This is a genomic window from Paraburkholderia kururiensis, from assembly GCF_034424375.1.
Classification (GTDB): domain Bacteria; phylum Pseudomonadota; class Gammaproteobacteria; order Burkholderiales; family Burkholderiaceae; genus Paraburkholderia; species Paraburkholderia kururiensis_A.
Map to the genome: position 1 here is coordinate 4399027 of NZ_CP139965.1, position 14434 is coordinate 4413460.

14 protein-coding genes and 1 tRNA gene are annotated in these 14434 nt (G+C 65.2%); 13 read left to right on the forward strand and 2 right to left on the reverse strand.

All coding sequences use genetic code 11. From position 1 onward, the window contains the following. Positions 1–148: 148 nt before the first annotated feature. Entirely contained in the window at positions 149–526 is a 378-nt protein-coding gene (locus U0042_RS19770) for a thioredoxin family protein (protein ID WP_114814180.1), read from the reverse strand. Positions 527–606: 80 nt separating this feature from the next. Beyond that, entirely contained in the window at positions 607–1857 is a 1251-nt protein-coding gene (gene dprA, locus U0042_RS19775) for a DNA-processing protein DprA (RefSeq protein ID WP_114814179.1), read from the reverse strand. A 288-nt stretch (positions 1858–2145) separates the two neighbouring features. Between dprA and def the strand changes: the two genes are divergently transcribed. The 13 genes from def (at position 2146) to U0042_RS19840 (ending at position 14406) form a co-directional block, all read left to right on the forward strand. Then, entirely contained in the window at positions 2146–2649 is a 504-nt protein-coding gene (def, locus tag U0042_RS19780) for a peptide deformylase (protein ID WP_026120955.1), read from the forward strand. A gap of 69 nt (positions 2650–2718) precedes the next feature. Beyond that, positions 2719–3729, forward strand: a complete 1011-nt coding sequence (fmt, locus tag U0042_RS19785; protein WP_114814178.1) for a methionyl-tRNA formyltransferase — start codon at positions 2719–2721, stop codon at positions 3727–3729. 139 nt (positions 3730–3868) lie between these two features. Continuing rightward, positions 3869–4522 (forward strand): LysE family translocator, encoded by a 654-nt coding sequence (locus U0042_RS19790; RefSeq protein ID WP_114814177.1) that lies wholly within the window; start codon positions 3869–3871, stop codon positions 4520–4522. Between the two features lie 122 nt (positions 4523–4644). Further along, positions 4645–5502: a zinc metalloprotease HtpX gene (gene htpX / locus U0042_RS19795; RefSeq protein ID WP_114814176.1), complete on the forward strand. Its 858-nt coding sequence runs from the start codon at positions 4645–4647 to the stop codon at positions 5500–5502. A gap of 149 nt (positions 5503–5651) precedes the next feature. Further along, the gene (gene rsmB, locus U0042_RS19800; RefSeq protein WP_232833528.1) at positions 5652–7181 is read left to right on the forward strand and encodes a 16S rRNA (cytosine(967)-C(5))-methyltransferase RsmB; all 1530 of its coding nucleotides are present in this window, start codon (positions 5652–5654) and stop codon (positions 7179–7181) included. Next, positions 7178–7768, forward strand: a complete 591-nt coding sequence (locus U0042_RS19805; protein WP_114814174.1) for a DUF4390 domain-containing protein — start codon at positions 7178–7180, stop codon at positions 7766–7768. The genes rsmB and U0042_RS19805 overlap by 4 nt, the downstream gene beginning before the upstream one ends. Beyond that, a complete protein-coding gene (locus U0042_RS19810) occupies positions 7758–10181 on the forward strand; it encodes a sensor histidine kinase (RefSeq protein ID WP_114814173.1) in 2424 nt (807 codons plus the stop codon). Before U0042_RS19805 ends, U0042_RS19810 begins: the two co-directional genes overlap by 11 nt. Next, the gene (gene esaR / locus U0042_RS19815; RefSeq protein ID WP_114814172.1) at positions 10182–10871 is read left to right on the forward strand and encodes a response regulator transcription factor EsaR; all 690 of its coding nucleotides are present in this window, start codon (positions 10182–10184) and stop codon (positions 10869–10871) included. 101 nt (positions 10872–10972) lie between these two features. Beyond that, positions 10973–11048, forward strand: a tRNA-Phe gene (locus tag U0042_RS19820). Positions 11049–11483: 435 nt separating this feature from the next. Beyond that, positions 11484–12215: a 7-cyano-7-deazaguanine synthase QueC gene (gene queC, locus U0042_RS19825; RefSeq protein WP_114814171.1), complete on the forward strand. Its 732-nt coding sequence runs from the start codon at positions 11484–11486 to the stop codon at positions 12213–12215. A 79-nt stretch (positions 12216–12294) separates the two neighbouring features. After that, entirely contained in the window at positions 12295–12927 is a 633-nt protein-coding gene (gene queE, locus U0042_RS19830) for a 7-carboxy-7-deazaguanine synthase (protein WP_114814170.1), read from the forward strand. A gap of 9 nt (positions 12928–12936) precedes the next feature. After that, positions 12937–13380 (forward strand): 6-carboxytetrahydropterin synthase QueD, encoded by a 444-nt coding sequence (gene queD / locus U0042_RS19835; protein ID WP_114814218.1) that lies wholly within the window; start codon positions 12937–12939, stop codon positions 13378–13380. A 243-nt stretch (positions 13381–13623) separates the two neighbouring features. Beyond that, positions 13624–14406, forward strand: a complete 783-nt coding sequence (locus U0042_RS19840; RefSeq protein ID WP_114814169.1) for an HpcH/HpaI aldolase family protein — start codon at positions 13624–13626, stop codon at positions 14404–14406. Positions 14407–14434: the final 28 nt, after the last annotated feature.

The window sequence follows — 14434 nt, forward strand, 5'->3', positions numbered from 1 at the left end:
TATAGCACACGCTGCGCCAGCGGCGGTTTCGACGCCCCAAAAAAGCGCCCCATCATAATGGGGTGCCAGGGTGGCGGCAAGCGCGGCACCGCGGGGCTGAGCGGTGCTCTGGCCGATCGCGCCGGCCGCTATGGACGGGCCTACGGGTTCAGGCCATCGTGAGGGCCGGCCGCAGCTTGGGCGCATCGGTCACGCCCGGCAACGCCGTCAGGTCAGCAAGCATGCGCTCCACGATGGCCGCCTGCGGCAACACGGTACCGAAGAAGCGGGTGGCGCTGGCATCTTCGATCAGAATCGTAGGAAAGTTTTCTACATCGAGGTCGTCGAAGCGGTCTGCATGCGTTTCGATGTCGATCCAGGCGAAACAGACTTCCGGATGGGCATCGGCGAGCCGGTCAAATGCCGTGCGGTATTCGCGGCAGGTGCCACACCATTCAGCGCACAGGCAGGCGACGAATAGTGTGTTGGGGTCGTTGACGCGCTCGGCGATTCGCTCGGAATCGGTATCGAGGTTCAGCGCGGGCATGATGGTTCCTCGCGATCTCTCTTGTGCTGATGGTCTCCGGAGCAAGCCGGCTGGTCCGCCGAATTTAGCATGACGCCGCCTCAGTCGCGGCTCGCCCGGGTGAAACGGCCGCCGGGCAGGGCGGTGACGCGGCCCGCCAGTTCGAGGTACAACAGCGCTCGCTGCAGTGCCGCTTCTTCCATTTCGGTGCGCTGGGCCAGGATTTCAAGCGTGGCCGGGGCGTGACCGAGTGCATCCAGTAGTCGCTGGGCGTCTGGCGTGAGCGGCGAGGCGGTGTTGTCGAGGCTCGGGGTGCGTTGGGGCGAGGGTTCGGACGGCATGCCTTCCGCAGACTCGCCTGCGCCTGATCGGCCGTTTGCGCGATCGTCGCGTGAGCGGCTCGAACGGGTGGCTGTCGCCTTTGCCTCGACAACGGCCGGCCCCGGGCGCGGCGCCGTGGCCACGCCCAGCTGTTCCAGCACCTCTTCGGCCGTCTCCACGAGCATCGCGCCCTGTTTGAGCATGCGGTGGCAACCCTTGGAAAGCGGCGCATGGATGGACCCAGGCAGGGCGAAAACGTCCCGCCCCATTTCGTTGGCAAGCCGCGCGGTGATCAGCGAACCGGAGCGCATCGCGGCTTCGACCACCAGCACGCCGCTGGAAAGTCCCGCAATCAGGCGATTGCGCTGAGGAAAGTTCGACGGTCGCGCCGGCGTGCCCAGCGGCCACTCGGAGACGATCGCACCTTGTTCGGCGATCTGCGCGGCGAGCGTCCGATGCGAAGGCGGATAGACGATATCGATGCCGGTGCCGATCACGGCAACCGTTCCGCCCAGACCGGTCAGCGCGCCACGATGAGCAGCCCCGTCGATGCCGAGCGCAAGACCGGACACGACCGTGAGACCCGCCTCGGAAAAGGCGCGAGCGAAGCGCGCGGCGTCCTCGGTGCCTTGCGGTGTCGCACTTCGGCTTCCGACGACGGCCACCGCCTTCCGGTGGAGCGAGTCGAGTTGCCCCTTTATATATAGCAGTGGCGGCGGATCCGGCATGGTGAGCAACATGGGCGGGTAAGCGGGGTCGCACAAGGTCAAGACCCAATTGCCGGCTTCCTCCCGCCAGGCAAGGGCCGCTGAAGCCTGCTCCGCGAAGGCCGGACCCGGCGCCGCGAGCACGGCCTGAGCTGTGCGCGTATCGGTTGCGCTTGCCAGCGCGGCGAACGACTGCGCCAGCACAGCCTCCGGCAAGCCGAATGTCTGGAGCAGCTTGCGCAGGGCGGCGGGCGGCACGCCCGGCGCGCAAGACAGGCGCAGCCAGCCGATAAGTTCGGCGTCGGTCATCGGCAGCGAATGCATCGTATCCACGTTGCGTTAATCCCGTAGCGGTTCAAAGCGGGCTCGCCGGCGGAAGCAGCCGCGGGCAGCCCATGCTAAAATTTTCATCATCCGAAATGAAAGACAACCTGCGGCGTGTCCGTGCGACCGTCGTAGCTGAACCGATCAGCGCAGGCTCATGCGTTGAATCTGGCGCTCTCAGTCGTTATATGGTGTGCGTCGCCCGTGCGGTCGCCAAGCTGGCCGTATGGCCAATCTGGCCGCTGCCCCATTCGGCGTGCGGCGCGCCACGAAAATCCTCTTGATGCCATGGCTTTACTGAACATCCTTCACTATCCCGACAAGCGGCTGCACAAGGTCGCGAAACCCGTTGCAGAGGTCGACAACCGTATCCGCAAGCTCGTCGCCGACATGGCCGAGACGATGTACAAGGCGCCGGGCGTAGGGCTGGCCGCGACGCAGGTGGACGTGCACGAGCGCGTGATCGTGATCGACGTTTCCGAAACGCACGACCAGCTGCTCACGTTCATCAATCCCGAAATCGTGTGGTCGAGCAACGAGAAGAAGCTCTCGGAAGAGGGCTGCCTTTCGGTGCCGGGCATTTACGACAATGTGGAGCGCGCCGACAAGGTGCGCGTGCGCGCTCTCAACGAAAAAGGCGAGCCGTTCGAACTGGATTGCGAAGGGCTGCTCGCCGTGTGCATCCAGCACGAAATGGATCACCTGATGGGCCGCGTGTTCGTCGAGTACCTCTCGCCGCTCAAGCAGACGCGCATCAAGAGCAAGATGAAGAAGCTCGAGCGCGCGATGTGATGCGTGGCTTGCGGTGCCCCGCACCGCTGCTTTCAACTTGTGCCGTCATCACGTCTGGTCGTTTGCCTCATGAGTCATTCCCTACGCGTCGTTTTTGCCGGTACGCCGGAGTTTGCCGCGGCGGCGCTTGCCGCCATCCACGAAGCCGGCTTTGCGGTGCCGCTCGTCCTGACCCAGCCGGACCGACCAGCCGGGCGCGGCATGAAAATGCAGGCGAGCCCGGTCAAGCGTTACGCGACCGAGCACGGTCTGGCCGTGGCGCAGCCGCCGTCGCTGCGCCGTAACGGCAAGTTTCCGGCCGAAGCCGCCGCCGCTATCGACCAACTGCGCGCCACGCCGCACGACGTGATGGTGGTTGCCGCCTACGGCTTGTTGTTGCCGCAGGAAGTGCTCGATATCGCGCCGCATGGCTGCATCAACATCCACGCCTCGCTGTTGCCGCGCTGGCGGGGCGCCGCGCCCATCCACCGCGCGATCGAGGCAGGCGACGCCGAAACCGGCATCACGCTAATGCAGATGGACGCCGGCCTCGACACGGGCGCGATGATCCGCGAGGCGCGTACGACCATCACCCCGGTCGATACCACTGCGACCCTGCACGACCGTCTTGCACAGCTGGGTGCGCAGCTGATCGTCGGTGCGCTCGTGGATCTGGAGCGGGACGGCCGCCTGCCCACCATTCCTCAACCCGCCGAGGGCGCCACCTACGCCGAGAAGATCGGCAAGCACGAAGCGGCGCTCGACTGGCGGCGTCCCGCTGCGGCGCTCGCGCGCCAGGTGCGTGCCTTCGACCCGTTCCCGGGCGGTGTCGGCACACTCGACGGCACCCCGCTGAAAATCTGGGCGGCCGAACCGGTCGACGCTCTCCCGCGGGGCCACACGCAACCTGGCCAGATCGTCGATGTATCGGCCGAGGGCGTTGTCGTGGCGTGCGGTGAAGGCGCTTTGCGCATCACGCAGTTGCAGAAGCCCGGCGGCAAACGGCTTTCCGTACGCGAGTTTCTGGCGGGCTCGCCGCTTGTCACCGACCAGCGTTTCGCCTTGCCCGAGCCGGCGGTGGGTCCGGTCTCCAAGGCCTGATTGCTGAAACGATAAACGTGCGTGACGCTGCACGCCATCGGCCGATCGGCCGGGTCGCGTCGCCGCTGTGGCCGGCGCTAAAATTCTTACTGCAGTGCTTTGCGTTTAACCGGGTCTTCCAAAGACTTCGAGGTTCTTCATGTCCGGCATCACTCATTTCGGTTTTTTCGTCGTCGCGGTCTTTCTGCTCAACGTGACACCGGGGCCCGACACCGCGTACATCGTTGGACGCAGCGTGGCTCAGGGCCGCCGTGCCGGACTGATGTCGGCGCTCGGCATTTCGGCCGGCTGCTGCGTGCATTCGCTTGCCTGCGCATTCGGGCTTACCGCACTGCTTGCTGCTTCGGCCACTGCGTTCACGGTAATCAAGTTTGTCGGCGCGCTTTATCTGGTCTATCTCGGCGTGCGGCTCATCTTCACGAAACCGGACAAGCGTGCCGAAGACGCCGCGAATTCCGCGGCCTCGCAGATGCCGGCAACGGACCGTTCCCTGCGGCAGCTTTTCCTGCAAGGCTTCTGGACGAACGTGCTGAATCCGAAGGTCGTGCTCTTTTTCGTGTCGTTCTTCCCGCAGTTCGTGGTGCCGGGCAGCGATCAGAAGGTGGTTGCGTTTTTGACGCTCGGCGTTGTGTTCGTCGCGATGAGCACGATCTGGAACAGTTTTGTTGCGTGGGTTGCCGGTAGCGTCACGCAACGGTTCTCGGGCAAGCCCGCCCTCAAGCGGTGGCTGGACCGCGGCGTGGGCACCGCTTTCGTCGGTCTCGGCATCCGCCTCGCCACCGCCACACGCTGATTGAATTTTCCGCGCCCGGTCATATCTAACAACTCGCTTACAATAAGCCGCTTTCCCGCCACGAGCGCCGTGCTTCGGGCAGGCAGGCGGTGATGAACTTCTACGGGCAAGGAGCAACGCACATGTTCAATTGGGTCAAAACCGCGATGTTGATGGCCGCGATCACGGCCCTTTTCATCGTGATCGGCGGCATGATCGGGGGCCAGCGCGGCATGATGCTGGCGCTTCTGGTCGCGCTCGGCATGAACTTCTTTTCGTACTGGTTCTCCGACAAGATGGTCCTGCGCATGTACAACGCGCAGGAAGTCGATGAAACCACCGCGCCGCAGTTCTACCGCATGGTGCGTGACCTCGCCACGCGTGCCGGCCTGCCGATGCCCCGCGTGTACCTGATCGACGAAGCTGCGCCGAACGCGTTCGCCACGGGCCGCAATCCTGAACACGCCGCTGTCGCGGCCACCACGGGCATTCTGCGGGTGCTGTCCGAGCGCGAAATGCGTGGGGTGATGGCGCATGAACTCGCTCACGTGAAGCACCGCGACATCCTGATCTCCACGATTTCGGCCACGATGGCTGGCGCTATCTCCGCGCTCGCCAACTTCGCGATGTTCTTCGGCGGGCGTGACGAGAACGGGCGTCCTGCCAACCCGATTGCGGGTATCGCCGTTGCGTTGCTGGCCCCGATTGCGGCCGGCCTGATCCAGATGGCCATTTCGCGCGCTCGCGAGTTCGAGGCCGACCGCGGCGGCGCGCAGATTTCCGGCGATCCGCAGGCGCTGGCTGCCGCGCTCGACAAAATTCACCGCTATGCGAGCGGCGTTCCGTTTGCCGCGGCCGAAGAGCATCCGGCCACTGCGCAGATGATGATCGTGAATCCCCTGCATGCAGGCGGTATCGCGAATCTCTTCTCCACGCACCCCTCTACCGAAGAGCGCATTGCGCGCCTGATGGAGATGGCACGAACCGGACGCTTCGACTGACCGTCAGGGGCGCGCGCCTCTAACGGTGCCGCTATCGCGGGCCGAGGCGCTTCCCTCCAACGCCGCCCGCCTCGACAAAGAACGAGTGGCGCGTCACGTTACAATGCACCGTTTGCACACCGTGCATTGCGTGGCCGCCCTCGTTTTTCATGACATCCAAACCTTCCCGGCGTCCCGCCGCTGAACACACGGCGCGTTCGCGTCCTTCGAGACCCGCGCAATCGGGGCAGGACCGTCCGGCGCACCGCGCTCAAGTGCCGCAATCCGGTCGTTCGCCGCAGAGCCGCGAGCCGCGCCTCTCCGCTTTGCGCGTTGCGCCCGATTCGCTGGGCTTCGCACTCGATTGCGCAGCCCAGGCCGTGACCGCCGTACGTGGCGGCGCGGCACTCCCTGCTGCGCTCGCAGCCGTATCCGGTTCGCTTCCCGCTTCCGCAGCCAGCCTCGCGCGCGGCGCGACGCAAGACATCGCCTATCGCACCATGCGTTGCCTCGCGACGGTCGATCGCGTGATCGCGTTGCGCGTCCACAAGACGCCGCCCGCTCACGTCACGAACATGCTCGCCTGCGCGCTGGCGCTTCTCTGCGACGAGAGCGAGCCACCTTCGTATGCCGCGTTCACCGTCGTGGACCAGGCCGTGAATGCCGTGGGCGCGCGCCGCGAGGTCAGCTTCGCGAAGGGGCTCGTCAATGCGGTGCTGCGAGGCTTCCTGCGCGAACGCGACGCGCTGCTTGCCGAGGTGCGCCAGGACGAGGTCGCGCGCTGGAACTATCCGCAATGGTGGATAGACGCCACGCGTCGCGCGTGGCCCGACGCCTGGCAAGACATTCTCGCGGCCGGCAATGACCACGGCCCGCTCACTTTGCGTGTGAACACGCGTCGCTCGAGCGTGGACGACTATCTGGCCCTGCTGCGCGAACAGCACATCGACGCGACGCAATCCGGCGAGCAGGCGGTGACGCTCGTGGTGCCCACGCCGGTGGATCGCATTCCGGGCTTTGCGAGCGGTCTCGTCTCCGTGCAGGATGCCGGCGCGCAGCTGGCGGCGCGTTCGCTCGACGTGCGCGACGGCATGCGCGTGCTCGACGCCTGCGCGGCGCCTGGCGGCAAGACCGGCCATCTGCTGGAGCTCGCGGATATCGAACTCGTTGCGCTCGAAAGCGACCCCGCCCGCGCGCCGCGTATCGCCGAGAACTTGCAGCGCCTGGGTCTCGATGCCGAAATTCGCGTGGGCGATGCGGGTGACCCTTCGCAATGGCATGACGGCCGCCCGTTCGATCGCGTTCTTGCCGACGTGCCGTGTTCCGCTTCGGGCATCGTACGGCGGCATCCCGACATTCGGTGGCTGCGGCGCGCGTCGGACATCGACGCCCTCGTCGCCGAACAGCGCCGCATTCTGGAGGCGTTGTGGTTGCTCGTGAAGCCGGGCGGCGAGTTGCTCTACGTCACCTGCTCGATCTTTCCCGAGGAAGGTGAGTTGCAGGCGCGCTGGTTTGAAAGCTTCCACCAGGATGCGGTACGATTGGACGCGCCCGGGCAGCTGCTGCCCACCGTTCATCGCGCGCCAGCAGAGGCGCGAGGCGGTTCCGGTGCCGCCGCAGGGGCCAGCCGCGCCGCCGCGGTTTCAGAGCACAACGCGGATCACGACGGATTCTTCTACGCGCGCTTTCAGAAACGGTGACCATCAAACGCTTCTTTCCGCTCCGGCTCGCGGTCGTGCTGTGGATCACGCTGACCGTCTGCCTGACCGCAGCCGGGCCGGCGCGTGCCGATCAGATCGCCGTCCAGCGTGCGTCGCTTCAGGCGGACAACAACGGCTGGAGCCTCGACGCGCGTTTCGATTTCGAGCTCAACAGCAGCCTCGAAGACGCTGTCAACAAGGGCATTCCGCTCTATTTCACGACCGATTTTGAATTGAGCCGTCCGCGCTGGTATTGGTTCGACGAGCAACCGGTGAGCGTTTCGCAAAGCATCCGCCTCTCGTTTCAGCCGCTCACGCGCGAGTACCGCGTGTCGAGCGGCGGCCTGCAACTCGGCTTTTCGTCGCTGAAGGAAGCGCTCGCGGTGATCAAACACGTCACGTCGTGGCACGTGATCGACCGCAATCAGGTCCATGTGGACGAGACCTACAACGCGTCGGTGCGCATGCAGCTCGACATTGCATTGATGCCCAAGCCGTTCCAGATCGACGCGGTGAACAATCGCGACTGGAATCTCGCTTCCGACTGGAAGCGCTTCACTTTCACGGTGAGCGATCGTGCTAAATAGAGTGCGCCGCGCCACCAGTGTCAGTAGCGTCGTCGTCAGGCTGCTTGTTCTGACGGTCGCCGTCACGGCCGTGCTGCTGCTCGTGCTGCTGGCGGCAGCGAGCGCGAATACCGAATTCTTCGACCGCTACTACTCGTGGCTCTACGCGGCCAACATCGCCGTCGCGCTGATCTTCATGCTCGTGGTGACGGCGCTTGTGGTCGTGATCGTCTCGCGGCTCCGGAAGGGCAAGTTCGGCACGCGGCTGCTCGCCAAGCTGGCGTTCTTCTTCGCGCTGGTGGGCGTCGTGCCGGGCGGCATCATCTACGTGGTGTCGTATCAGTTCGTCTCGCGCAGCATCGAGTCGTGGTTCGACGTCAATGTCGAAACGGCGCTCACGTCCGGCCTCAACCTCGGGCGCGGCATGCTGGACGCGTCGCTCTCGGATCTGCAGACGAAGGGCCGCCTCATGGCCGAGCAGCTAGCGAGCGCCGACGCCGCCGGCACCACGCTCACGCTGCTGCGTCTGCGCGACCAGTTCGGCGTGCAGGATGCGACCATCGTCGAGCCCGTGCGCAGCATGTCGGGCGCCACGCCCGACATGCACGTGGTGGCACAGGCTTCGGGCAATCTCTCGTCGCTCGTGCCCACCGATCTGCCCACGCCGCTGATGATCGACCAGGCGCGCGGTCGCGGCTTCGCTGCGATCGAAGGCGAAGTGGACGGCGACCCGCGCGAGCACGGCAGCAAAGGCGTGTTGCGCTTGCGCGTGGTCCAGCGCATTCCGGACACTAACGCGTCGCTGCTGCAGCCCACCGAGCGCTTCCTGCAGCTCACGCAGCCGGTCTCGCCCACGCTCGCGCGCAACGCCGACGCCGTGCAGCGCGCCTATCGCGAATATCAGGAGAAGGCGCTCGGCCGAACGGGCTTGCGCAAGATGTACATCGGCACGCTCACGCTCGCGCTCTTCCTCGCCACCTTCATCGCGATGATGATTGCGCTCGCGCTCGGCAACCAGCTCGCCCGACCGCTTTTCCTGCTCGCGCAAGGCACGAAGGAAGTGACCGAAGGCGACTACACGCCCAAGCGCGAGGTCAAGTCGCGCGACGAGCTGGGCTTCCTCACGCAGTCGTTCAACGCGATGACGCGGCAGCTTTCCGAAGCGCGCGCAGCCGTGGAGAAGAACCGCATCGCGCTCGAACATTCGAAGGCGTACCTCGAAAGCATTCTTGCGAATCTCACGGCGGGTGTGTTCGTGTTCGACCGGCAGTTTCGCCTGACCACGGCGAACCCCGGCGCCGAGCGCATTTTCCGCCAGCCGTTCCAGGCGATGCTGGGCTCGTCGCTCGAACGCATTGGCGTGCTTGCGGAGTTCGGCGCGATGGTGCGCAAGGCGTTTGCCGATCGCGAAGCAGCCGGCGACGGCCATGCCGATCGCGGACACTGGCAGCAGCAGTTCTCGGTGCAGGTGCCGGGCGAGACGGATCCGCTCACGCTGCTCGTGCGCGGCGCGCGGCTCGTTTCCGAGGCGACGGCCGGCGACGCGGGCGATGCCAATGGCAACGCGCAGACGTCCGGCTACGTGGTGGTGTTCGACGACATCTCCGACGTGATTTCCGCGCAGCGTTCCGTTGCCTGGGGCGAGGTGGCGCGGCGTCTTGCACACGAGATCAAGAATCCGCTCACGCCGATCCAGCTTTCGGCCGAGCGCCTGCAGATGAAGCTCTCCGACAAGCTCGCGCCCGCCGACGCCGACGTGCTCAAGCGCGGCGCCACGACCATCGTCAATCAGGTCGCGGCGATGAAGCAGATGGTCGACAACTTCCGCGACTACGCCCGCACGCCGCCCGCGGTGCTCGCGAATCTTCAGCTCAACGATCTGGTGGGCGAAGTGCTCACGCTCTACGGCATCGAGGAAGGCAAGAGCGCGATTCACGTCGAGCTTTCCACGCTGCCCGTGATTCGCGGCGACGCGACGCAACTGCGTCAGGTGATCCATAACCTGCTGCAGAATGCGCAAGACGCGGTGGCGGATGTCGAGCAGCCGCGTGTGCTGCTCGAAACGAGAACAGTAGAATATGGCGATCCCGACGCCGAAGGTAAGACGCGCGTCGCGGTGCGGCTGACCGTCTCCGACAACGGGCCCGGCTTTCCCGCGCGCATCCTGACGCGCGCATTCGAACCTTACGTGACGACCAAGGCCAAAGGGACAGGGCTGGGACTCGCGATGGTCAAGAAGATCGTCGACGAACACGGCGCGCGCATCGACATTCGCAACCGGCTGAGAGCGGGCGACGTGGTCGAGGGCGCCCAGATTTCGATTCTCTTTCTCCAGCTCGCGGACGATGCCGCCGCCCCCAGCACAGGGGAGAAGACGGCCCGCGCGGCCTCACAGGGAACGACGAAAGCAACAGTGCAGACAAGGGCAGCTTAAATGGCAACCATCCTGGTGGTAGATGACGAAATGGGTATCCGGGAATTGCTCTCGGAAATCCTGAGCGACGAGGGACACGTCGTCGAGGTGGCGGAAAACGCACAGGAAGCACGCGACTTCCGCCTGCGTCAGGCGCCCGATCTCGTGCTGCTCGACATCTGGATGCCGGACACCGATGGCGTCACGCTGTTGAAGGAGTGGGCGGCCCAAGGGCAGCTCACCATGCCGGTCATCATGATGTCGGGACACGCGACGATCGACACCGCCGTCGAGGCCACTAAGATCGGCGCGCTCAATTTCCTCGAGAAGCCGATTGCGCTGCAAAAGCTGTTGAAGGCCGTGGAGCAGGGACTTGCGCGCGGCACGGCGGCACCAGTGATGGCGGGCGCGGCGGCCAAGCCGGTTGCGTCGGCGGGATCGACGGTGGTTGCGTCCGCTGCGGCGCTGCCCATTCTCTCTGCCGACGGCGTGACGACCGCCGGGGCCGCGCTGCAAACCGCATCGATTTCGTTCGACATTCCGTTGCGCGACGCGCGCGACGCTTTCGAGCGCGCGTATTTCGAGTACCACCTTGCGCGCGAGAACGGCAGCATGACGCGCGTGGCGGAAAAAACCGGCCTCGAACGTACGCACCTGTACCGCAAGCTCAAACAGCTCGGCGTCGACCTCGGCAAAAACAAGGGGGAATGACGGGTGCGGCGCCCGTCGGGAGCCGAAAGTCGCGCTGCGGAAATTTTCGGACGAGGGCTTGAGGTGCACGTAGTGCTTTGCTATACTCTCGCTTCTTCGTTGGCCCGGTAGCTCAGTTGGTAGAGCAGCGGATTGAAAATCCGCGTGTCGGTGGTTCGATTCCGCCCCAGGCCACCAGAATTAAGCCCTAGGAAATCGTCAGATTCCTGGGGCTTTCGTTTTGGCCAACTTCCAGGCTGAGGGTCCGGCCGGCTCGCCGGTGGCGGTATGGGGCGCGTGATAATATAACGCGCTACATCGCGAGCGAAGCGGCAAGACGGAAGCCGCAATCGCCATGCGCCGATTGCCCCGTCCGCGAGTTCCGATTCCGTTCGATCCCGGCCGGCCGTTCCAGCAACGGCACGAGTGTGCGCCGGGCCGAACCCGCTGCGTCGCCAGCGTGCCGGCGCTGCAAATTCTGACGATTGGCGGTATAAGCGCGTGCGCGCCCTGCGGCAAATGGCGCGACCTATACTGCCCGGGCCGCGGCACGGCCGCACTTGCGCGGCTTCATCGCACAAGGGCGCACACGAGGCGAGCGCGGCGCCCTCACTCAATACACGGAGCTTCACGGTGACTCGAACAGACGCTAAAAACAGCGCGCTTGTGCTGTTTTCGGGCGGCCAGGACTCGGCCACTTGCCTTGCATGGGCGCTCGACCGCTTTGAAACGGTAGAAACGCTGGGCTTCGATTACGGCCAACGGCACCGCATCGAACTGGAGTGCCGCGAGAGCTTCCGCAGTGCGATCGCGCGGCAGTTTCCGGCTTGGGGCGACCGTCTGGGCGACGATCACATGATCGACCTTTCGGTGCTGGGCGCGATCAGCGACACCGCGATGACGCGCGAGATCGAGATCGAGGCCTCGGCCAACGGACTGCCGAACACGTTCGTGCCGGGCCGCAATCTGATGTTCATGACGATCGCCGCGGCCATTGCTTATCGGCGCGGCCTTCAGGTGCTGGTGGGCGGCATGTGCGAAACGGACTTCTCCGGCTACCCGGATTGCCGCGACGACACCATGAAGGCGTTGCAGGTAGCGCTCAATCTCGGCATGGACAGCCGCTTCGTGCTGGAAACGCCGCTCATGTGGCTCGACAAGGCGGATACGTGGCGGCTTGCGCACGAGCTTGGCGGCGATGCGCTCGTGGAACTGATCCGCGTGGAAACGCACACGTGCTACGTCGGCGAGCGCGCGGAACTGCACAGCTGGGGCTTCGGTTGCGGCGAATGTCCGGCATGCCGGTTGCGCAAACGCGGATACGAGGCATGGCTCGCCGGCGAGAAGGTGACTTCGCCTGTGTGAGCAGGCGGCCGGCACATGCAGCAGGTACGCAAAACGAAGGCGTGATCCCACGCCGGGACGAACACAGACAGAAAGCAGCATGACGTACGCGGTCAAGGAAATCTTCTATACGTTGCAGGGCGAAGGCGCGAACGCCGGCCGTCCGGCCGTGTTCTGCCGGTTCGCCGGCTGCAACCTGTGGTCCGGGCGCGAGGAGGATCGCAGCTCTGCCGTCTGCCGCTTTTGCGATACCGATTTCGTCGGCACCGACGGCGAGAACGGCGGCAAGTACCGCGACGCGGCCGACCTCGTCGCGAAGATCGCATCGCTGTGGCCGGAAGGCGAAGCGCACCGCTTCGTGGTCTGCACGGGCGGCGAGCCCATGCTGCAGATCGACCCGCCTTTCGTCGATGCGCTGCATGAAGCGGGCTTTGAGATCGCCATCGAAACGAACGGCTCGCTGCCGGTGCTCGACACGATCGACTGGATCTGCGTGAGCCCGAAGGCCGACGCACCGCTCGTCGTGACGAAGGGCAACGAGCTGAAGGTTGTCGTGCCGCAGGACAACCAGCGCCTTGCCGACTACGAGAAGCTCGACTTCGATTACTTTCTCGTGCAACCCATGGACGGTCCGTCGCGCGACATCAACACGAAGCTCGCCATCGACTGGTGCAAGCGGCATCCGCGTTGGCGGCTGTCCATGCAGACTCACAAGTACCTGAACATTCCCTGATCCGCCGTGCTGACGATTACCCGAAAACTCGAATTCGATGCGGGCCACCGCATTCCCGACCACCGCAGCCAGTGCCGCAATCTGCACGGCCATCGCTACGTGCTGGAAATCACGCTGCAGGGCGATCTGGTGGAAACGGAAGGCGCGCCGGACCGCGGCATGGTGATGGACTTCGCGGACGTGAAGGCGCTCGCGAACGAGCACCTGGTGGACCGCTGGGACCACGCGTTCCTCGTCTTCGAAGGCGACACCCAGGTGCGCGGTTTTCTCGATTCGCTGCCGGGCCACAAGACCGTCGTGCTGGACCGCATTCCCACGGTCGAAAACCTCGCGGCCATCGCGTTCGACATTCTCTCGAACGTCTACGATGCCCACTACGGCGTGAATCTGCGGCTCGCGCGCGTGCGTCTCTATGAAACGCCGAACTGTTGGGCCGAAGTGACCCGCGACTAGTTGGAGCGGCCCGCGAGGCCCGCGATTCCGGCCGGCTAAGAGCGCCCACCCGCCCCGACGCGTGCCCGTTATTGTCACGGTATGATCGCTCCACAACCACATGGAGCGAGACGTGCCGGCCGCCATCTTCCAAGCCGTTCAGCCATACACGCATGGGCGCGGCACGCGTCCATCGGGCGCGCACCGCCTGGCTGAATCGCGTCCGCCGGCCGGCGCCGTCGCTCTTTCGCAAGGAGCGCGGCGATGAGCACCTTCACGAATTCCCTCAAAGAGCGGCTCAAGGAAGCCGGGCCGCTGTATGGCTTGTGGCTTTCCATGGGCAGCGAAACAGCCGCTGAAGCGCTCGCGCATGCAGGCTTCGACTGGCTGTTGATCGACATGGAACACACGCCCAACGACAGCGTCGACGTGGCCGCCCAGCTACGCGCGATTGCCGCGGCACATCTGCCGAGCGAACCCGTGGTGCGCCTGCCGGCTAACGAGCCGTGGCTCGTCAAGCGCGTGCTGGACATCGGCGCGCGCACGGTGATGTTCCCGAACGTCGAGTCGGCCGACCAGGCGGCGCATGCCGTCCGGCTCACGCAATATCCGTCGGAGAGCACACCCGATGGCCTGCGTGGCGTGGCCGGCGTGGTGCGTGCTGCAGCCTACGGCATGCGGCGCGACTATCTTCAGACGGCCAACGCGCAGATCGCGACCATCGTGCAGATCGAGTCGGCGCAAGGCTTGCAAGAGGTGGAGCGCATTGCGGCCACGCCGGGCGTGGACTGCGTGTTCGTCGGTCCCGCGGATCTGGCGGCGAGCCTCGGCCATCTGGGCGATTCGAAGCATCCCGACGTGCAGGCCGCCATGGCGAAGGTTGTTGCGGCGGCGCGCGCGGCGGGTGTCGCGGCGGGCATTTTTGCACTGGACGTGGCCAGTGCGCGTCAGTACCGCGAAGCGGGCTTCAATTTCATCGCGCTCGCTGCGGACGTCATGTGGATGTTGCGGGCAACGCGTCAGGCGTTGCAGGAGGTACGGTCATGAAAACGGTTCAGCTGATCGCCGCGCTCGC